General features: G+C 74.7%; 14 protein-coding genes and 2 tRNA genes. 12 read left to right on the top strand and 4 right to left on the bottom strand.

The window, feature by feature from the left end:
* The first annotated feature begins 20 nt into the window (after positions 1–20).
* Positions 21–1,184, top strand: coding sequence for a PDZ domain-containing protein (locus tag AB0637_RS01815; RefSeq protein WP_366169422.1), 1,164 nt, complete (start codon positions 21–23; stop codon positions 1,182–1,184).
* 236 nt (positions 1,185–1,420) lie between these two features.
* Here the strand turns inward: AB0637_RS01815 and AB0637_RS01810 are convergent, their stop codons facing one another.
* Positions 1,421–2,008 carry a PPA1309 family protein gene (locus tag AB0637_RS01810; protein WP_366169421.1) on the bottom strand — a complete coding sequence of 196 codons (588 nt, stop codon included), beginning with the start codon at positions 2,006–2,008 and terminating at the stop codon, positions 1,421–1,423.
* Positions 2,009–2,168: 160 nt separating this feature from the next.
* Between AB0637_RS01810 and AB0637_RS01805 the strand changes: the two genes are divergently transcribed.
* From AB0637_RS01805 to AB0637_RS01765, 9 genes are all read left to right on the top strand, one after another.
* The gene (locus AB0637_RS01805) at positions 2,169–5,255 is read left to right on the top strand and encodes a UPF0182 family protein (protein ID WP_366169420.1); all 3,087 of its coding nucleotides are present in this window, start codon (positions 2,169–2,171) and stop codon (positions 5,253–5,255) included.
* A 65-nt stretch (positions 5,256–5,320) separates the two neighbouring features.
* A tRNA-Met gene (locus tag AB0637_RS01800) sits at positions 5,321–5,394 on the top strand.
* Positions 5,395–5,815: 421 nt separating this feature from the next.
* Positions 5,816–5,889: transfer RNA gene (locus tag AB0637_RS01795), tRNA-Met, on the top strand.
* 108 nt (positions 5,890–5,997) lie between these two features.
* Positions 5,998–7,431, top strand: a complete 1,434-nt coding sequence (locus AB0637_RS01790) for a 3' terminal RNA ribose 2'-O-methyltransferase Hen1 (RefSeq protein WP_366169419.1) — start codon at positions 5,998–6,000, stop codon at positions 7,429–7,431.
* Positions 7,428–9,986, top strand: a complete 2,559-nt coding sequence (locus AB0637_RS01785; protein WP_366169418.1) for a polynucleotide kinase-phosphatase — start codon at positions 7,428–7,430, stop codon at positions 9,984–9,986. The genes AB0637_RS01790 and AB0637_RS01785 overlap by 4 nt, the downstream gene beginning before the upstream one ends.
* Positions 9,987–10,045: 59 nt before the next feature.
* Positions 10,046–11,014 carry a PHB depolymerase family esterase gene (locus tag AB0637_RS01780; protein ID WP_366169417.1) on the top strand — a complete coding sequence of 323 codons (969 nt, stop codon included), beginning with the start codon at positions 10,046–10,048 and terminating at the stop codon, positions 11,012–11,014.
* A 77-nt stretch (positions 11,015–11,091) separates the two neighbouring features.
* Positions 11,092–11,757, top strand: a complete 666-nt coding sequence (locus AB0637_RS01775; protein ID WP_366169416.1) for a hypothetical protein — start codon at positions 11,092–11,094, stop codon at positions 11,755–11,757.
* On the top strand, positions 11,735–13,003 hold the full coding sequence (locus AB0637_RS01770; RefSeq protein ID WP_366169415.1) for a histidine kinase: 1,269 nt from the start codon (positions 11,735–11,737) through the stop codon (positions 13,001–13,003). Before AB0637_RS01775 ends, AB0637_RS01770 begins: the two co-directional genes overlap by 23 nt.
* Entirely contained in the window at positions 13,000–13,704 is a 705-nt protein-coding gene (locus tag AB0637_RS01765) for a response regulator transcription factor (RefSeq protein ID WP_366169414.1), read from the top strand. The genes AB0637_RS01770 and AB0637_RS01765 overlap by 4 nt, the downstream gene beginning before the upstream one ends.
* Here AB0637_RS01765 and AB0637_RS01760 read toward each other — a convergent pair.
* Positions 13,688–15,709, bottom strand: coding sequence for an anthranilate synthase family protein (locus tag AB0637_RS01760; protein WP_366169413.1), 2,022 nt, complete (start codon positions 15,707–15,709; stop codon positions 13,688–13,690). The two genes, AB0637_RS01765 and AB0637_RS01760, sit on opposite strands and share 17 nt — an antisense overlap.
* A gap of 284 nt (positions 15,710–15,993) precedes the next feature.
* Between AB0637_RS01760 and AB0637_RS01755 the strand changes: the two genes are divergently transcribed.
* Both AB0637_RS01755 and AB0637_RS01750 read left to right on the top strand, forming a co-directional pair.
* Entirely contained in the window at positions 15,994–17,802 is a 1,809-nt protein-coding gene (locus AB0637_RS01755) for a glucose-6-phosphate dehydrogenase (NADP(+)) (RefSeq protein ID WP_366169412.1), read from the top strand.
* An 8-nt stretch (positions 17,803–17,810) separates the two neighbouring features.
* Positions 17,811–18,305 carry a GNAT family N-acetyltransferase gene (locus AB0637_RS01750; RefSeq protein WP_366169411.1) on the top strand — a complete coding sequence of 165 codons (495 nt, stop codon included), beginning with the start codon at positions 17,811–17,813 and terminating at the stop codon, positions 18,303–18,305.
* Here the strand turns inward: AB0637_RS01750 and AB0637_RS01745 are convergent.
* Both AB0637_RS01745 and AB0637_RS01740 read right to left on the bottom strand, forming a co-directional pair.
* Positions 18,289–18,975, bottom strand: coding sequence for a PQ-loop domain-containing transporter (locus tag AB0637_RS01745; protein ID WP_366169410.1), 687 nt, complete (start codon positions 18,973–18,975; stop codon positions 18,289–18,291). The two genes, AB0637_RS01750 and AB0637_RS01745, sit on opposite strands and share 17 nt — an antisense overlap.
* A 91-nt stretch (positions 18,976–19,066) precedes the next feature.
* Positions 19,067–20,077 (bottom strand): mechanosensitive ion channel domain-containing protein, encoded by a 1,011-nt coding sequence (locus AB0637_RS01740; protein WP_366169409.1) that lies wholly within the window; start codon positions 20,075–20,077, stop codon positions 19,067–19,069.
* Between the last annotated feature and the right edge of the window lie 5 nt (positions 20,078–20,082).

Below are 20,082 nucleotides of genomic sequence, written 5' to 3'. Positions count from 1 at the left end.
CGCGACCGTAGAGTGCCGGGGTGTCGAGCGAGCCCGCCCCGGACGCCACCGGAGACCCCGCGGGGACGTCCCCCGACCTCCCGCCCACCAGCGAGGAGGTCGCCGAGGCCGCGGGCCGCGCCGGCGCCCTGGGGGCGAGCAGCACGTTGCTGTCGCTGTCGGCCTTCGTCGTCGTCGCCCTGGCCGCCGTCTTCGGCATCGTGCACACGCCCTACGTGGCGCTGAGCCCCGGTCCGGTGACGGACGTGCTGGGCAGCTCGCCCGGGCAGAAGGGGCTCGTGGAGGTCTCCGGCCGGCAGACCTACCCGACGAACGGTCAGCTGGACCTGACGACGGTGTCCCTGCGCGGCGGCCCCGGCCTGGAGATGGGGCTGGGGGAGACGCTGCTGGACTGGCTCGACCCGTCCGTCAACGTCGTGCCGCGCGAGCTGTACTTCCCCCCGGACCAGTCCGAGAAGGAGGCCGACGTGGCGTCGGCCGCGGAGATGACGGGGTCTCAGACGAACGCCAAGGTGGCCGCGCTCACCGAGCTCGGCATCGACGTGCCGAGCACCGTGACGACCCAGGTCGAGGAGGTCGCGGCGGGGGTGCCGGCCGCGGACGTGCTGCGGCCCGGGGACGTCGTCACGAGCGTTGACGGCCGCACCGTTGCGGACTTCCCGGCGCTGCAGGCCGACGTGCGGGCGCTGACGGCCGGCGCGGAGGTCCGCCTCGGCATCACGCGGGGCGGTGCGGCGCAGACCGTGACGACGCGGACCGTGGCCTCGAACGGGGCGACGCTGCTGGGGATCACCCCGCACGTCGACTACCGCTTCCCCTTCACCATCGACATCGCCATCGACGACGTCGGCGGTCCGAGCGCCGGGACGATGTTCGCCCTCGCGATCGTCGACGAGCTCACGCCGGGGGCCATGACGGGCGGTCAGCACATCGCCGGGACGGGCGCCATCGCCGCCGACGGGACCGTGCAGCAGATCGGTGGCCTGCGGCAGAAGGTGATCGGCGCCCACGACGCGGGGGCACGGTGGTTCCTCGCCCCCCGCGCCGAGTGCGACCAGGTCGCCGGGGCGACGCCGGACGGGATCACGGTCGTGCCGATCTCGACGCTGCACGAGGCGCGGCTCGCCGTCGAGGCGATCGGTCAGGGCAAGGGGTCGACGCTCGCGACGTGCGACGCGCCCTGACCTCGTGCCCTGACCTCGTGCCTGACCCCGTGCTCGACCCCGTGCCGCTGACCCGGCCCTGACCTCGGCGCAGCCGGTCCCACGGCCGGTCCCACGTCGGACCGGGTGTGGGAACGGCGCCGACGTCGCCCCCACGACCGCCGCGCCGGTCCCACGGCTGCACCCACGGTGGACCGGGCTTCGGGCCGGGTGTGGGGCCGGCTGTGGGACCGGGCCGGCCAGCCGACCCGGCGGTCTCAGTCCTGGAGCGTGGCCTGCAGCGCGCCCACGAGACCCGGGACGAGGTCGGCGCCGGTCCGGACCTCCCCGTCGGAGTCCTTCGAGCGGGACCGCACGGCGCACTCGTGGCGGCCGTCGCGCAGGACACCGACGGCGATCCGGACGTCCTCGGCGAGGGGGTGGGCGGCCAGCGCGCGGGCGCGACCGGCCTCGTCGTCGGCGGCGGTGGCGGCGCGCACCTCGGCCTCGGCGTCCGGCGGCACGAGGATCTTCTCGACGACGAGCGCGGCGCCGTCGACCCCGGCCGGCCAGGCCAGCTGACCCAGCAGGTCGTCGAGGTCGGCGTCGGTGGGCACGCCCTCCTGCTCGACGGAGGTGAGGTGGTCGGCGTCGGCGCGCGCCTCGTCGAGGACGTGGGCGGGGAGGCGGTGGGCCAGCCCCGGGTCGCGGTCGAGGGCGTCGGCCGTGCGCACGAGGGCGAAGAGGCGCAGCGGCGCCCCCCACCCGTCCGCCGCCACGTAGCGCTCGATCTCGGCGACCGTCCGCCACAGCCCGGAAGGGCGCGGGGTGGAGGGGGCGGAGCGGGGGCTGACGTCGGAACTCACGGCCCCGATGGTCCCACGGACCGATCGGTGGCCGGTTCCCCGTCCGGCCCCGCTCCCGCTCTGAGGACGGCACCCGGTGTCGGAGGTGACGATCAGGTCACGATCGCCGGGGAGCGCTCGACGTGGGGCACCCGGACGGGGGCTTGTAAGTTGCCTGGTCGTGAGCTTTCCCCCACGCCGTCCGTCCCGGCCGGTGCTCCGGCGCCGTCGCCGGGGCGCCGCCCTGCCCACCGTCCTCATCCTCGTGGCGCTGCTCGTCGCGGTGGTCGTCGGCACCCGCATCACGGCCGACGTGTGGTGGTTCGGCGAACTGGGCTTCCTGTCGACCTTCACGACGAAGCTGTGGCTGCAGCTCGGCCTCTTCGTCGTCGGCGGTGGCCTGCTCGCCGCCGCCGTCGGGGTCTCGCTGACCATCGGGTACCGCAGCCGGCCGGTCTACGCGCCGTTGTCGACCGAGCAGGCGGGGCTGGACCGTTACCGGGAGTCCCTCGAACCACTGCGCCGCGTCGTCGTCGTCACCCTGTCGCTGGCGGCCGGGCTGTTCGGCGGGTCGGTGGCGATGGCCCGCTGGGACACGGTCCTGCTGTGGATCAACCGGACGAGCTTCGGCACGAAGGACGCACAGTTCGGGATCGACCAGGGGTTCTACGTCTTCACGCTGCCGTGGCTGAGCTTCCTCGTGAGCTTCCTCACCGCGGCCGTCGTCCTCGGCGGCATCGCCGCGCTCGCCGCGCACTACCTGTACGGCGGGCTGCGCCTGTCCGGCGGCGGGCAGCGGACGACGCGCGCGGCGCGCATCCACCTCGCCTCCCTCGCGGCGGCCTTCCTGCTGCTGCGGGCCGTCGGGTACTGGCTCGACCGGTACGAGACGCTCGTCAACCCCTCGGGCCACGTCAACGGGGTCGTCGGCCCGACGTACACCATCGACCACGCGGTCCTGCCGTCCAAGGCGATCCTGGCGATCATCGCCGTCGTCGTGGCGCTGCTGTTCATCGCGGCGGCCGCCGGAATGTCGTGGCGGTTGCCGGCGATCGGGACAGGTCTGCTCGTCGTGAGCGCCGTCGCCATCGGCGGGATCTACCCGTGGGCCGTGCAGAAGTTCCAGGTCAATCCGAACCGCCAAGCTCTTGAAGCTCCGTTTGTCAAGAAGAACATCGACGCGACGCGGTCGGCGTACGACCTGTCCGACGTCGACGTGCAGCCGTACCAGGCGGACACCACGGCCGACCCCGGCCAGTTGAGCGAGGACGCCCAGACCATCCCCAGCGTCCGGCTGCTCGACCCCGCCGTCGTCGGGGCCGCGTTCCAGCAGACGCAGGGCCAGCGCGGGTACTACAAGTTCCCCGAGACGCTCGACGTCGACCGCTACCCGACCGGGCCGAACAAGACCGAGCAGGACACCGTCGTGGCGGCCCGCGAGCTCAACCTCGCCGGCCTGGCGCCGAACCAGCGGACGTGGGTCAACGAGCACACGATCTACACCCACGGCTACGGCGTCGTCATCGCCCAGGGCAACTCCCGGGCGCCCGACGGCAGCCCGAGCTACCTGGAGTCGAACGTCCCGACGTCGGGAGAGATCCCCATCGAGCAGCCGCGGATCTACTTCGGCGAGGGGACGACGGACTACTCGATCGTCGGCGGCCGCGACAGCGAGATCGACTACCCCGACCAGTCGCCCGGCGGGTTCGCCACGACCCAGTACGACGGGTCCGGCGGGGTGGCCGTCGGCAACGTGTTCGAGAAGCTCGTCTACGCGCTGAAGTTCGGCGACCAGAACCTCCTGCTGTCCGGGTCGGTGAACCCGGACTCCAAGATCCTCTACGACCGCACGCCGCGCGAGCGCGTGGAGAAGGTCGCCCCCTGGCTGACCATGGACGGCGACGCCTACCCCTCCGTCGTCGACGGCCGTGTCGTCTGGATCCTCGACGGGTACACGACCTCCTCGTCCTTCCCGTACGCGGCGCAGACCGAACTCGGCGAGGCCACGACGGACCGGCTCACGACGACCCAGGGCGGCAGCGTCCAGGCCCTGCAGGACCGCACCGTGAACTACGTGCGGAACTCGGTGAAGGCCACGGTCGACGCCTACTCCGGCAAGGTGACGCTCTACGAGTGGGACGAGACCGACCCCGTCCTGAAGTCCTGGATGAAGGCGTTCCCGGGCACCGTGAAGCCGCTCGCGGACATCGACTCCTCGCTCATGGCGCACCTGCGCTACCCGCAGGACATGTTCAAGGTGCAGCGCGAGGTCCTCTCCAGCTACCACGTGACCGACCCGGCCTCGTTCCTCACCGGCCAGGACTTCTGGAACGTCCCCGCGGACCCGACCGCTCCGGAGGGCCCGAACGACGCCCGGCCCGCGCAGCCGCCGTACTACCTCTCGTTGCGGATGCCCGACCAGGAGGCCGCCCGGTTCAGCCTCACGACGACGTACGTGCCCGCCTCGACGCAGAACCAGTCGGGGTCGCAGGTGCTGCGCGGGTTCGCGGCCGTCGACTCCGACGCCGGTGACGAGAAGGGTCGCCGCAGCGACGACTACGGCAAGATCCGGTTGCTGGAACTGCCGCAGTCGACGACCGTCAACGGGCCGGCGCAGATCCAGAACAACATCCGGTCCGACACCGAAGTCGCCGAGCAGGTCCGTCTGCTGAGCGTCGGCGGGGGGTCGGAGGTCATCTACGGCAACCTCCTGTCGCTGCCCGTCGGTGGCGGGATGCTGTACGTCGAACCCATCTACGCGCGCAGCACCGGCGACAACGCCTACCCGCGCCTGAGCCGGGTGGTCGCGGTGTTCGGCGACAACATCGCCATCGCGAACACCCTCGACGACGCCCTCAAGGACGTCTTCGGCGGCGACCCCGGGGCCACCGCGGGCGACGCCGGCGGCGGGTCCACGGACGGGTCGGGCACCCCGACGCAGTCGCCGACCCAGAGCGCCTCGCCCACGGCCACGGCCACACCCACGGACGGGGCGACCGCGGCGCCGTCCGGTTCGCCGCAGCAGCAGCTGCAGCAGGCGCTCTCCGAGGCCAAGCGGGCCATCAACGACTCCTCGGCGGCGTTGTCGCGTGGTGACTTCACCGCGTACGGCGAGGCCCAGGCCCGCCTGCGCACGGCCGTCGACAACGCGACCAGCGCGGAGGCCCGGCTCGAGGAGGGGCAGACGCCCGCCTCGACGTCGAACCCGTCGGCCAGCAGCGCCCCGCCCACCGGCGGGGACACCCCCACCGGGACGCCCACACCCTGACGGACGGGGGACGGGAGACCGCGATTTGGTCTCCCGTCCACCGGCGCGTAAGGTGGTGAACACGACGCGGGGTGGAGCAGCTCGGTAGCTCGCTGGGCTCATAACCCAGAGGTCGCAGGTTCAAATCCTGTCCCCGCTACTCGGTGAGACGAAGGCCCGGACCACACGGTCCGGGCCTTCGTCGTTCCCGGGGGTGGATGCGGCCGCGATCGGCCTCGTCGTCCAGCGCTGGCTCGTTGACTCGTCGTCCAGCGCTGGCTCGTTGACTCGTTGTCCAGCGCTGGCGCGCTGGCTCCAGCATCCGGCTCGCCCTACGAGCCCGTCGTGACGACGAGCCCCCCGCCGACGGTCGCCCGTGCCCGCGGGTTCGGGCTCGTTGTCCAGCGCTGGCGCGCTGGCTCCAGCATCCGGCTCGCCCTACGAGCCCGTCGTGACGACGAGCCCCCCCGGGCGCGAGCGGCCACCCACACCGCGCAGGCGCTGGCCGCGCAGAGGCGGAGGGGTTGCGCAGCAGCCGATTTGCATCGCCGTGGACCGGCGCGTAGTGTTCAACTCATCGACGCGGGGTGGAGCAGCTCGGTAGCTCGCTGGGCTCATAACCCAGAGGTCGCAGGTTCAAATCCTGTCCCCGCTACTCAGAAGGCGAAGGCCCGGACCACACGGTCCGGGCCTTCGTCGTTCCCGCACCCTCCCGCTCCGGAAACCGCCTGCGTCGTGGGGGCGCGGCGTGATCAGCTGGGGCGTGATCCTCACCCTGACCGCCGGGCGTCCGGCGTCCGGGGTCCCCGCGGGGGACCTCGGGTTCCTGCTGCACAAGCACCCCGACCGCGTCCACGTCGCCGAGCACGGCGCGGTGACGACCCACGTCCTGGCCCCGGTGAGCACGCCGGAGCAGCACGAGGTCGCGGTCGTGCTCGACGTCGACCCGGTGGCGCTGGCCCGGGCGGGGTCGGGTGCCCTCGCGGGCGACCACGTCAACGACCGGCCCTACGCCGCCTCCAGCCTGCTCGCCGTCGCGCTGGGTCGGGCGTTCTCCACCGCGCTGGCCGGTCGCTGCACGGCGCGGCCCGACCTGGTGGACGTGCGCTGGCCGCTGACGGTCCGGCTGCCCGCGGTCCCCTGCGTGGGGGACCGTGGGGCGACCGGGGAGGAGCTCGTGCGACGGCTGTTCACGCCGCTGGGGTGGGACGTCGAGGCGACCGCGCTGCCGCTCGACGAGACCGTGCCTGCGTGGGGCGACTCGCCCTACCTCGACCTCGTGCTGCGCGGGGAGTTCCGCCTCGCGGACGCGCTCGCCCAGCTGTACGTCCTGCTGCCCGTCCTCGACGACGGCAAGCACTACTGGGTCGGGCAGGCCGAGGTCGACAAGCTCCTGCGCCGCGGGGGGACCTGGCTCGGTGAGCACCCCGACCGCGACCTCGTGACGCGCCGGTACCTGCGGCACTCCCGCCCGCTCGTCGACGACGCCCTCGACCGGCTCCGCGAGGCCGAAGGCGCCGAACCGGAGACGCCCCTGGACGGGAACGACGACGGGAACGACGACGGGAACGACGTCCCCGCCCCTCGGACCCCGCTGGCCGTCCTGCGCCGTGAGGCGGTGCTCGAGGTCCTGGGCGAGGTCGGGGCCGCCCGCGTCGCCGACCTCGGCTGCGGACAGGGCCACCTGCTCGCGGTCCTGCTGAGCGACCCCCGCTTCACGGCGCTCACGGGCACCGACGTCTCGGTGCGGGCGCTGCAGCAGACCGCCCGCCGCCTGCACCTCGACGAACGGCACGACGACCGGGTGACCCTGTTCCAGAGTTCCCTGACCTACCGCGACGACCGGTTGCGCGGTCACGACGCCGCCGTCCTCACGGAGGTCGTCGAACACGTCGACCCGCCGCGCCTGCCCGCCCTGGAACGGGTGGTGTTCGGCGAGGCCGCCCCCACCCACGTCCTCGTCACCACCCCGAACGCGGAGTTCAACGTGCACTACCCCTTCCTGCCGGCGGGCCGTTTCCGCCACCCCGACCACCGGTTCGAGTGGACCCGGGCGCAGTTCGCCGACTGGGCCGGGCGCGTCGGGCAGCGGTACGGCTACACCGTCCGCTTCCTCGGTGTCGGCGAGTCCGACCCCGCGACCGGGGCCCCCACCCAGCTCGCCGTGTTCTCCCGGTCCTCGGAGGTGTCGGCATGAGCGAGCTGCGGATCCCCCGGACGAGCCTCGTCGTCCTCGTCGGCACGAGCGGGTCGGGCAAGTCGACGTTCGCGCGCACCCACTTCGCCCCCACCGAGGTGCTGTCCAGCGACGTCTGCCGCGGCCTGGTCGCCGACGACGAGAACGACCAGTCGGCGACGGCCGACGCGTTCGACGTGCTCGGGTACATCGCCGGCAAACGGCTCGCCGCGGGCCGGCTCACCGTCGTCGACGCCACGAACGTGCAGCCGTCGGCCCGTCGTTCGCTCGTCGAACTGGCCCGTGCGCACGACGTCCTGCCCGTCGCGGTCGTCCTCGACGTCCCGCTCGACGTCTGCCGCTCCCGGAACGCGGCCCGCACCGACCGCAGCTTCGGGTTGCACGTCCTGCGCCGCCAGCGAGCCGACCTCGAGCGCGGGCTGAAGAGCCTGCAGCGCGAGGGTTTCCGGGGCGTCCACGTCCTGCGCGGGGTCGAGGAGGTGCAGGCCGCGACGATCGTGCGCACCCGCCTGTTCACCGACCTGAGCGAGGAGACGGGTCCGTTCGACGTCGTCGGCGACGTCCACGGCTGCCGCGAGGAACTCGTGGACCTGCTGACGACCCTCGGCTACGACCTCGGGCACGACGCGCAGGGCCGGGCCGTCGACGCCGTGCCCCCGGCCGGCCGGAAGGCCGTGTTCGTCGGCGACCTCGTCGACCGCGGACCCGACACCCCCGGTGTGCTGCGTCTGGTGATGGGGATGGTCGCGGCCGGGCACGCGCTCGCCGTGCCCGGGAACCACGAGGACAAGCTGTTGCGAGCCCTGCGGGGACGCAAGGTCCAGGTCAGCCACGGGCTCGCGGAGTCCCTCGCGCAGCTCGCCGCCGAACCCGAGGAGTTCCGCGTTCAGGTCGAGCGGTTCCTCGACGGCCTCGTCTCGCACTACGTCCTCGACGGGGGCCGGCTCGTCGTCGCGCACGCGGGTGTCCTGGAGCGCTACCAGGGGCGCGCCTCGGGGCGCGTGCGGGCGTTCTGCCTCTACGGGCAGACGACGGGGGAGACCGACGAGTTCGGCCTGCCCGTCCGCTACCCGTGGGCGCAGGAGTACCGGGGGTCGGCCACCGTCGTCTACGGGCACACGCCCGTCCCGACGCCGGAGTGGGTGAACGGGACGATCTGCGTCGACACCGGCTGCGTGTTCGGCGGGCACCTCACGGCGTTGCGCTACCCCGAGCGCGAGCTCGTCGCCGTCCCCGCGCGGGCCGTGCACCACGAACCCGCGCGCCCCTTCCCGACGGCCGGCGAGCAGGCCACCGCCGGGCGGGCGACCGTGCGCGACCCCGACGTCCTCGACGTCACCGACGTCCTCGGCAAGCGCGTCGTCGAGACGGCCGACCACGGCCGGGTCACCGTCCGCGAGGAGAACGCGGCCGCGGCCCTGGAGGTCGTGTCCCGCTTCGCCGTCGACCCGCGCTGGCTGCTGCTCCTGCCCCCGACGACGGCCCCCGTCCCGACCTCGCGCCGCCAGGGGGTGCTGGAGCACCCCGACGAGGCGTTCGCGGCCTACGCCGCCGACGGTGTCACCGACGTGCTGTGCGAGGAGAAGCACATGGGCTCGCGGGCCCTCGCGCTCGTCTGCCGCGACGAGCGGGTGGCGCGCGAGCGGTTCGGTGCGCCCGGCGGTGCCTCGGGGGCCGTGTGGACGCGGACCGGCCGCAGCTTCTTCGACCCGGCCACGACGGCCGTCCTCGTGCAGGAGGTCCGCGGCGCGCTGGAGGCCGCCGGGGTGTTCGACGAGCTCGGCGACTGGGTGCTGCTCGACGGGGAACTGCTGCCGTGGGACGCCAAGGCGCGCGAGCTCCTGCGCGGCCGCTTCGCCGCCGTCGGGGCCGCGGGCCGGGCGGCCCTGCCGGTGGCCGCCGACGCCCTCGAACGCGCCGCCGGTCGGGGTCTCGACGTCGCGGACCTGCTGTCCCGCACGCGGTCCCGCGTCGAGAACGTCGAGCGGTTCACCGCGGCGTACCGGCGGTACTGCTGGCCCACCGACGGTCTCGACGGTGTCCGGTTCGCGCCGTTCGCGGTCCCCGCCGCGAGCAGCGCGACGTTCGCCGACCGCCCGCACGACTGGCACCTCGGGATCGCCGACCGCCTCGTCGCCGCCTCGAGCCGGTTCGCCCCCACGCGCCGCCTGCGGGTGGACGTCACCGACGAGGCGTCCCGCGCGGCCGGGGTGGCCTGGTGGGAGGACCTCACCGCGGGCGGCGGGGAGGGCATGGTCGTCAAACCGCTCGCGAACCGGGTGCGGACCGGCAAGGGCATGGTGCAGCCGGCCCTGAAGGTCCGCGGCCCGGAGTACCTGCGGCTCGTCTACGGCCCCGACTGCACCGAACCGCGGCACCTGGAGCGGTTGCGGCAGCGCAGCCTGGGTCGCAAGCGGTCCCTCGCGCTGCGCGAGCACGCCCTGGGCCTGGAGGGGCTCGAGCGGGCCGTGCGCGGGGAGCCGCTGTGGCGGGTCCACGAGTGCGTCGTCGGCGTGCTCGCGCTGGAGTCCGAACCGGTGGACCCCCGGCTCTGAGCGGGTGGTCCTCCGGCCGGAGGATCCCGCCGCACGGGGGAGTGTGCTGCCCTGGGCGGGTGGCTCCCGCCGAGCGCCTCCCGTCCCGCGCACGCCCGTCCTCCTCCCGAGCGGCGCTGCGCCTCCCCGCACTGCTGGGCGTGCTCCTCCTCGGGGTGCTGGGCCCGCTCACCGGCTGCGGGGGCGCCGCCCGCGGGGGACCGGACTCCCTGCGCGCCGGGACGACCACCGTGCACCTGACGTCGGGCGGGCACGACCGCACGGCGCACGTGCACCTGCCCCGGTCGGCGGGGCGCGACGCCCCGCTCGTCCTCGTCCTGCACGGTGGCTACGGGGCCGGCGCGCAGGCCGAACGCTCCTACGGCTGGGACGCGCTCGCCGACGAGCAGGGGTTCGTCGTGGCCTACCCCGACGGCCTCGACCGGGCGTGGAACTCCGGCGGTGGGTGCTGCGGCCCGTCGGCCCGCGACGACGTCGACGACGTCACCTTCCTCACGTCCCTGGTCGCGGACCTGCAGCGCCGGACCTCCCTGGACCCACGCCGGGTCTTCGTGGCCGGCATGTCGAACGGCGCGATGATGGCCTACCGCCTGGCGTGCCAGAGCGACGTCGTCGCCGCCGTGGGGGCCGTGGCCGGGACGATCTCCCCGCAGACCGACTGCCCGGACCCCGCGCCGGTGTCCGTGCTGGCCGTCCACGGCACCGCCGACACCCGCGTCCTCTACGACGGCGGCAGCTCGACGGTGGGCAGCGCGCGCGTCGACGCCCGGGCGGCACCGGAGGTCTCGGCGTTCTGGCGGGGCGTCGACGGCTGCGCCGCACCGGTCGTCAGCACCGCCCCACCGCTGACGACGGCCACCGCGACCTGCCCGCAGGGCCGGTCCGTCGAGCTCGTCAGCGTCGCCCGCTACGGGCACGAGTGGCCCTCCCCGGCCGGGTCGCAGACCCCGCACGGCGAACCCGTCTACACCGGCTGGGACGCGACGGCCGCCCTGTGGGACTTCTTCGCCGCCCACCCGCGGCCCTGACCCCCTACCGGGGAGCTACTCCGGGACGCCGCCCGCGGGTGACGCCCCGGGGCACCCCCGTGCGGTGGACTGGGGTCATGGACGGTGGGGTTGTGACGGGGACGGGACTGCTGCACGGGCCCTACGCGGCGCTGCTGCCGGCGCTGCTGGCCGAGGGGCCCGTCGCGACCGTGGCGGGCGGTGCCCTCGTCGGCGCCGGGCACGCCGCGTTCGTGGCGGTCTGGCTGCTGGCCTTCGGGACCGACCTCGTCCTGGACTCCGGGCTCTTCCTGCTCGGCCGCCTCACCCGCCGCGCGGGCCGGGTCGGACGGCTCGGCCGGGGCGCCGCGGCGCTCGCTGGCCGCCTCGGGCTGACGGCCGACCGGCGCGAGGCGCTCGCGGCCCGGGCCACCGACCACCTGCCGGCCCTCGTGGCCGGCGCCAAGCTCGTCGACGTCGGCGCGGTGCCCGCGTTCCTGGCCGCCGGCTGGTCCGGCGTCCCGTACCGCCGGTTCGCGGGCTGGGTGGCCGCGTGCACGGCCCTGCGCGTCAGCGTCCTGCTCGGGCTGGGGCTGCTCGCGGGTGACCGGCTCGCGGCGACCGGCCCCGGGCTCGTCGCCGACGTCCTGGCCACGCCCTGGCTGACCGTGCTCGTCGGGGTGGCCGTCGGCGTCCTGGTGCTGGCCGGGCGGACGGTCGTCCGGGCGGCCCTGCGCAGCGTGCGCGAGGGGGGTGGGCTCCTTGCGGCGTCGTTCGCGCTCTGAGCAGCCGGGGCCGGCGTCCCCGCGGGCGTTCCGCGGACCGCGGGCCGCTCGCGTCGGGACGGCGCTGGCGCCGTGGGCCACGGGCCGCACCCTCGTCGTCCTGCTCGCCGTCACCCTGTACGCCGTCGGCGCCCCCGTCAGCGTCGCCGTGCACGGCGTCCCGGCCGAACTCGCCCTCGTCGCGGTCCTGCTGCAGTGCGGGGGCCTGGTCACCGCGATGTGGCGCGCGGAGCTGGGCGCCGGGGCCGCGCTGGCCGGGGTGGTCCTCGTGGCCCTCGGCGCGGACCCCGCCCGCGGGCCGTGGCCGTGGACGGTGCCCAGCCTGCTGACGTTCGCGCTCGTGCTCGGGGTCCTCGGCGCACGGCGGCTGTTCCGGCCCGCCGTCACGGCGTGGCTGGGCAGCCTGCTCGTGACGATCGTCCTCGCGTGGGTGCTCGACAACCAGGACACCGACGTCTCCAACCTCGTCGTCTACACGTCGAACTCGGCTCTCGTCCTGGGCGCGGGCTGCGTCGTCGGGGCGCGCCGCCGGGTGCGCGAGGAACTGGCCCGCTCGCGGCGCGACACCGAACTCGAGCAGGCGCGCCGCGTCGTGGTGGAGGAGCGCAACCGGATCGCCCGCGAACTGCACGACGTGGTGGCGCACAGCATGTCCGTCATCGGTGTGCAGGCCACGACGGCGCCGTACCGCATCCCCGACCTGTCCCCGCAGGCCCGCGCGGAGTTCGACGACATCGCCGCCCAGTCGCGCACCGCGATGGCCGAGATGCGCACGCTGCTGGGGGTCCTGCGCAACTCCGCCGACGGGGCGGAACTCAGCCCCCGCGCGGGGCTCGACGGGCTCGGCGACCTCGCCGAGGGGGCCCGGCGCGCCGGGTCGAGCGTGGCCCTGCACGTCGCGGAGACGTTGCAGCGCAGACCGGTCCCGAGCGCCGTGGGGGTCGTCGTGCACCGCATCGTGCAGGAGGGCCTGTCGAACGTCGTCCGGCACGCGACGGGGGCCGACGTCGTGGTCGACGTCGCCGTGCAGGTCGCGGGGGAGGGACCCGTCCTCGTCGTGGAGGTCCGCAACGGGCCGGCCCCGCAGACCGGGGGGACCGCCTCCGTCCCCGCCGACTCCGGCGGGCACGGCCTCGTCGGCGTGCGGGAGCGCGCGTCCCTGCTCGGCGGGTCCGTGGCGGCCGCCCCGACGGACGACGGGGGTTTCGCGCTGCGGGTGGAGCTGCCGTGGGAGGGTGGAGCGTGAGCGACGAGAACCCCCGCGGACCGGCCCCCGTGCGCACACCCGTCCGTGCGGTCGTCGTCGACGACCAGGCCATGATCCGCGCCGGGTTCTCCGCGCTCCTGTCCGCCCAGGCCGGGATCGACGTCGTCGGCCAGGCGGCCGACGGCGAGGAGGCCGTGCGCGTCGTGACGCGCGAACTGCCCGACGTCGTCCTCATGGACGTGCGGATGCCCGTCCTCGACGGTCTCGAGGCCACGCGCCGGATCGTCGCCGCCGGCCTGGACCCCGCACCGCGGGTCCTCGTCCTCACGACGTTCGACGTGGACGACTACGTGTTCTCGGCCCTGCAGGCCGGTGCCAGCGGGTTCCTGCTCAAGGACGCGACGCCGGAGGCCCTCGTCGACGCCGTCCGCGCGGTGGCCGCGGGGGATTCCCTGCTGTCCCCGGGCATCACGCGCCGCCTCATCGAGCACTTCGTCTCCACCCGGCAGCGGGCCGCGCACGCCCCCGACGCCGTGGCCGACCTGACCCCACGCGAACGCGAGGTGCTCGTGTGCATCGCCCGGGGCCTGTCGAACTCCGAGATCGCCGCGGAACTCTTCATCGCCGAGCAGACGACCAAGACGCACGTCAGCCGCATCCTCACCAAACTCGGGCTGCGCGACCGCGTCCAGGCCGTCGTGCTCGGCTACGAGATCGGGCTGGTCAGCCCCGGCGCGTGAGCAGGGGTTCGACGAGCCCGCGCAGCACCCCGGGTCCGCCGAGGGTCAGGACCGACTCGGGGTGGAACTGGATCCCCGCGAAACCCTGCCCGCGCACGGCCACGACCTCCTCGGCAGGACCCGTCGCCACCTCGACGCCCTCGGCCGCCAGCCGCTGCGCGGCCGCCGCGTCGAGGCGCGCGGTGAACGAGTTGTAGAAACCGACGGTCACGGGGGCCCCGAACAGGTCCACCTCGAGCTGCGTCCCCTGGTGCGGGGCGTCCTTGCGGCGCAACGGCAGCCCGAGGGTCCCGGACAGCAGCTGGTGCCCGAGGCAGACCCCCAGCAACGGGTTGCCGCCCGAGCGCGCCGCGGCCGACAGGTCGCGGGCGAGGCCCTGCAGCCGGGCGATCCGCGGGTCGGAGGAGTCCTCGGGGTCACCGGGGCCCGGCCCCAGCAGCACGAGCCCGTCGTGCGCGGCGAGCGCCGCGTCGAGGGTGGGGTCGTCGTAGCGCAGGACGCGTGCGCGCAGACCGGCCGCGGCGAGCAGGTGGACGAGCATCGCCGTGAACGTGTCCTCGGCGTCGACGACGAGCGCCTCACCGAGGACCGGCCCGGTGGGCGCGGCCTGGGGTTCCAGCCAGAACGTCGCGAGCCGGTCGCGGCGGGAGGCCAGCAGCGTCGCGATCCGCGGGTCCGAGGCGAGCGGGACGCGACGGACCGGCGCGCCGTCGGTGCCCGTGCGCGGCGGCAGCGGCGGCAGGGCGCCGAGGGCCCGCAGGACCCCGGCGGCCTTGGCGTGGGTCTCGGCGACCTCGCCCTCGGGGGTGGAACCGCGCACGAGGGTCGCGCCGACGGACACGCGCACCGTCGCGGGGGCGTCGCCACCGGGGCTGCGCACGTCGGCCGTGCGGATGAGGATGGGGGAGTCGAGGGTCTGCGCGCCCTCGCCGTCGTGCCCGAGCAGGGCGAGCGCCCCGGCGTAGTACGCCCGTCCCGACGGTTCGAAGCGGCGGATGACGCGGCACGCGCTCTGCACGGGACTGCCCGTGACGGTGGCCGCGAACATGGTCTGCCGCAGCACCTCCCGCGCGTCCAGGGTCGACTGCCCGCGCAGTTCGAACTCCGTGTGGGCCAGGTTGGCCATCTCCCGCAGGTACGGGCCGTGGACGACGCCGCCGAGGTCGCCGACGGAGCACATCATCTTCAGCTCCTCGTCCACGACCATGAACAGTTCCTCGACCTCCTTGGGGTCGGTGAGGAACTCGACGAGGCCGTCGGGGTCGGGGCCGGTCGCGGGGTAGCGGTACGTGCCGGAGATCGGGTTCATGACGACCTCGCCGCGCGCCATCCGGACGTGGACCTCCGGGGAGGCGCCGACGAGGGTCCGGGAGGACCCGTCCCCGGCGCCGGAGTCCGCGGGGACGTGGACGACGAACGTCCAGTAGGCGCCCTGCTCGGCGACGAGGAGCCGGCGGAACAGGCTGAGGGCGGTGCGGGCGGAGTACCCGTCGATGACGCCGTCGACGTCGCGGCGGATGACGAAGTTCGCACCGTTGCCCTCGGCGATCTCGGCGTCGATGATCCGGCGCACGACGTCGGCGTAGTCCTCGTCGGACAGGTCCGGGGCGACGTCGCGCAACGCCACCTCGTCGTCGGGCAGCGCGCGCAGGGCGTCCTCGAGGGCGAGGTCCGCGGCGTCGACGACGCGCAGCACCTGCAGCGGCGTGCCGTCGTCGTGGACGTCGAAACCCCGTTCGCGCAGCTGGCGGAACGGCACGAGCGCGAGGGCGTCGCGGCCGACGTGCTCGCCGGCCGGACGCAGCGGGACGTCCGCGAGACGGTCGACGACGTCGACGGGCCCGCGCAGGACCTCCACCGGGCCGGGCAGCCCGGTGCGCGGGTCGAGGCGGCGCAGCAGCGCGAAGGGGCCGGCCCCGGGGGCCGAGAGCGCCGCGATGAGCGCGTCGGGGCCCTCGTGCGTGCTCTCGCGGGGGTCCTGCGGGTGGGTCTCGCCGGGTGTCATGGGTTCTCCTCGAAGGGGCTGGGGGAGCCGTCCGCCGAGGGGTCGTCCGGTGTCCGGCCTCCTCGACGAGGGCGGCCACCGGGACGTGGGAGCGTCAGGCGACCGCCGACACCCACCACCACGCACCGCTGCGCAGCGCGCGGGCGGTTCCCTGACGGGAGGCGGTGGTGGTCACGGGCACACCCTAGCGCCCCCGGTCGTCCGGAGCCGGGTGCCACCGCCGGACTCGGCCAGCGCGCCGGGACGCGCCGCCGACGGCGGCGCACCGACCGGAGGTGACCACCGTGCAACCCCTGCCGTTGCGCCTGGCCGCGGGCGCCCTGCTCGTGGGTGGGTTCGTGCTCGGTGTCGCGCCCACTCCGCCGGCGGACCCCGGCTGCAGGACCGCCTTCGGCGGCGGGGCCGTCGGCTCCTCGGTCGAGGTCCGGACCGCCTGCTCCGACGCGGTGTCGGCGCGGCAGGACGTCGTCGCGGTGCTCCTCACCGCCGGTGTCGCGGTGCTCGGCCTCAGCGTGGGCCGGTCCCGTCCCTCCGGGGCCCGGGGCCCGGGGCCCGAGGGCCGCGTCCGCCCGGGACCGCGCGCGGCCGGACCGGGTGCGCGCCGCCTCCGGCCGGGCAATACGGTGCCGAGTGTGAGCGACAGCGCAGCGCAGCCCGCCCAGCAGCCCGCCCAGCAGGCCGGCACGTCCGACCGCCCCACGGTCTTCGTGGTCTACGGGGCCACGGGGGACCTGTCCCGCCGGCTGGTGTCGCCGGCGTTCTTCGAGCTGGCCCGGCTCGGCCGGCTGCCGCAGCAGTGGCGGCTCGTCGGCAGCGGCCGCGGGGAGAAGTCGCACGAGGAGTTCCGCGAGTTCCTCCGCGAGGCGCTGGAGGAGTTCGGCCCGCAGCCCTCCGACGGTCCGTGGGAGGAGTTCTCGCGCAACCTCCTCTTCGCCGGTGGCGGGTTCACGGCCGACGACCCCGGGCAGCTGCTCGACGTCCTGGGCGAGGCGCGCGCGGACCTGGGCGAGGACACCCAGGTCGTGCACTACCTCGCGATCCCGCCGGGGGCGTTCCTCGACACGACGAAGGCGTTCGCGGCCCACGGGCTCGTCGAGGGGTCCCGCGTCGTCTACGAGAAGCCCTACGGCACCTCGCTGGAGACGTTCGAGGAGCTCGACGCCGAGGTCCAGCGCGTCTTCGACGAGGAGCAGGTCTTCCGCATCGACCACTTCCTGGCGTTCGAGGCCCAGCAGGACGTGATCCACGCCCGGTTCGCGAACCCGTGGCTGGCGGCGGTCTGGAACTCCGAGCACGTCGCGCAGGTCCAGGTCGACATCGCCGAGACCCTGGACGTCGCCCAGCGCGCCAGCTTCTACGACGCGACCGGCGCGTTCCTCGACATGATCGTCACGCACCTGTTCCAGATGGCCGCGACCGTCGCGATGGAACCGCCCGCCGACCTCGGCCCGGGGGCGCTGCAGGCCGCGCGGGACGCTGCGCTGCAGGACTTCCGCGAACTCGACCCGGCCGAGGTCGTCCTCGGGCAGTTCGACGGCTACACCGCCATCGACGGGGTTCCGGACGACTCGAGCACCGACACCCTCGCCGCCTGCCGGGTGTGGGTCGACAACGACCGCTGGCGCGGGGTCCCGTTCCTGCTGCGGTCGGGCAAGAAGATGGCCGCCGACGAGCAGCGCGTGACGCTCGTCCTCAAGGAACCCGTCGACGGCCCGTACGCGGGGCAGGGCGTGGAACCCTCGACGATCAGCTTCTCCCTGCTCGAGGGCGGCGCGTTCGACGTCTCCGTCACGGTCCGCCGTCCCGGCGTGGCCGGGGGTCTGGCCCAGGGCACCGCGACCCTGCCGCTGGACTCCTTCGAGGGGACCGGACCCGACAGCGCGCGGCCGGCGTTGCCGTACGTGCACCTCATCGAGCACGTGCTGACGGGGGACCGCTCGTTGTTCACCGGCGTCGAGGGGTTGCGCGCCGCGTGGACGTGCATCGAGCGGTTCTCCCAGGACCGTCCCACGGTGCTGCCCTACGCGGCCGGCACGTGGGGTCCGGCCGCCGTCGACGAGCTCGCGGCGCCGGGGCAGTGGTTCCTGCGCTGACGGAGCACGTGGGGGCGTCCGGCGTGCGGGTGCGGCCCGCGGCGGACGGTGACGCCGGAGAACTGCTCACCGTCCAGCGGGCCGCGTTCGTCGCCGAGGCCCAGCGCTACGGCGACCCGTTCCTGCCGCCGCTGCGCGAGGACCTCGACGGGGTCCGGGCGGCCGTGGCCGCGCCCGACGTGCTGGTCCTCGTCGCCGAGACCGGGTCAGGTCGCATCGTCGGCGGGATCCGGGTCCGGGTCGACGGGGACGCCGGGCACGTCGGACGCCTCGCGGTGGCGCCGGACCGGCAGCGCGAGGGCATCGGGACGGCGCTGCTGACGGCCGTCGAGGGCGCCGTGCCGACCGACGTCCGGCGGTTGGCCCTCTTCACGGGCGGTGAGTCGTCGGCCACGGTCGCCCGCTACGAGCGGGCGGGGTACGTCCGCACCGCGCAGGAGTCCGTGGACGACCGGGGCGTCCCGCTCGTGCACCTGGAGAAGGAGCTCAGGCCGCCAGGGTGAGCGTGGCCCGGCGCGCCAGCACGAAGGGCCGCACGAGCAGCTGCCCGGGCAGTCCGAACCGTCCGGCGTGCAGCGCCCGGGCCACGGCGACCGGGGGGCAGCGGCGGGACAGCACGATCCCGGCGAGGACCACGGTGACCGCGGAGCACACGACGACGGACGCCTGGCCGGTCGCGAGCCCGTAGCCGGTCCACAGGGACGCCGACACCTGCGTCAGGACGAACGTCGAGGGCGCGAGCCCGTGCAGCGGAGCACGGCGCAGCACCGTGACGATCTGCGGCAGCATCTTGACGAGCGAGACGGTCGTGCCGAGGACCCCCACGACGACGACCCCGCCGACGACGAACGCCGCCGCGACCAGGGGGGCCCAGGCCGCGAGCGCCACGACGGCGTGCCGCAGCGGCACCGCGAGGCGGCGGCTGGCGAGGACGACCGTCACCACGGCGCAGACGACACCGGGGACGTTGGCCAGGAGCTGGGCCGGGTCGAGCAGAGCGACGCCGTAGCTGAGCCAGGTCCCCGACGCGAGGGCGCCGAGGACGGCCGAGGAGTACGACAGGCCGGTCGCGTCGGGGTCGCGCAGCAGGCGCAGGACCTGGGGGACTCCGGTGAGGACGCCGAGACCGGCGGCGAGCAGACCGAGCAGGGGGACGAAGGACGCGACAGGCACGTGCCTCTGCATCGACCGGAACCGGGTGCCGCCTTGAGCGGCGCGTCCGGCCACCGGGGTGAGAGCTGGCTCACACCCCGGCGCCGGGGCGTCAGGACCGGTGCGCGGACCCCTGGCTCGGCACCCGGACGGCGGTCTCGGGACCGGGGGAGACGAGCCGCAGCTTGGGCAGCGCGTCGGGGTGCTCGCGCTGCAGGAAACCCACGAGGTCCTCGCGCACGGCGCACCGCAGGTCGAACAGGTCACCGCCGGAGTCGGCGCTCACGAGGATCCGCAGCGTCACGCCCTGCGGCGAGGTCTCGGTGACGGCGACGGAGAACGTCTCCCCGTTGAACAGCCCGTGCTCGCGCACGAAACGCTCTGCGCGGGAACGGACCTCCTCGACCGGGACGGTCCAGTCGACCTGGAGTTCCACCGCGCCGATGATGTCGGCGGAGTTCCGCGTCCAGTTCACGAACGGGGTCGTCGTGAAGTACGTGGAGGGCAGGATCAGCCGGCGCTGGTCCCACAGCCGGACGACGACGTACGTCAGCGTGATGTCCTCGATGTTCCCGTACTCGTCCTCGATGACGACGACGTCGTCGACGCGCACGGCGTCGGTGAACGCGATCTGCAGCCCCGCGAACACGTTGGCGAGCGACGTCTGCGCGGCCAGACCGGCGACGACGGACAGCAGCCCGGCCGAGGCCAGCACGCTCGTCCCGATCCCGCGCGCGCCGGGGATCGTCAGGAGCATGACCGCGACGGCTACCACGATGAGGAGCGCGACGACGAGGCGCTTGACGAGCTGCACCTGGGTCCGGCGCTGCCGCTGCCGCCGGTTGTCGGCGACGTCGATCCGGTAGCGCAGCAGCAGCACGTCCTGGACCACGTTCGCGGCGACGATCGCCAGTCCCGCGCCGAAGGCGACGGCCACGAGGCGCAGCACCAGGAAGGTGGGCTCCCGCCAGGCGGCCGTCGAGGTGTAGATCGAGAGCGAGAACATCGCCGCGATCGTGGCGAGGAACCCGGCCAGCGGTCGGCGGCCGCGCTGGGCCAGCGTGGCGAGGATCTCGTGGTTGCGGCCCAGGCGCCGCACGCCGAGGGCGACGAGCTCGCCCACGGTCG

The organism is Kineococcus sp. NPDC059986, assembly GCF_040702905.1.
Classification (GTDB): Bacteria; Actinomycetota; Actinomycetes; order Actinomycetales; family Kineococcaceae; genus Kineococcus.
Note: the sequence above shows the minus strand (reverse complement) of the source record. Positions and strands in the feature narration are given on the sequence as shown.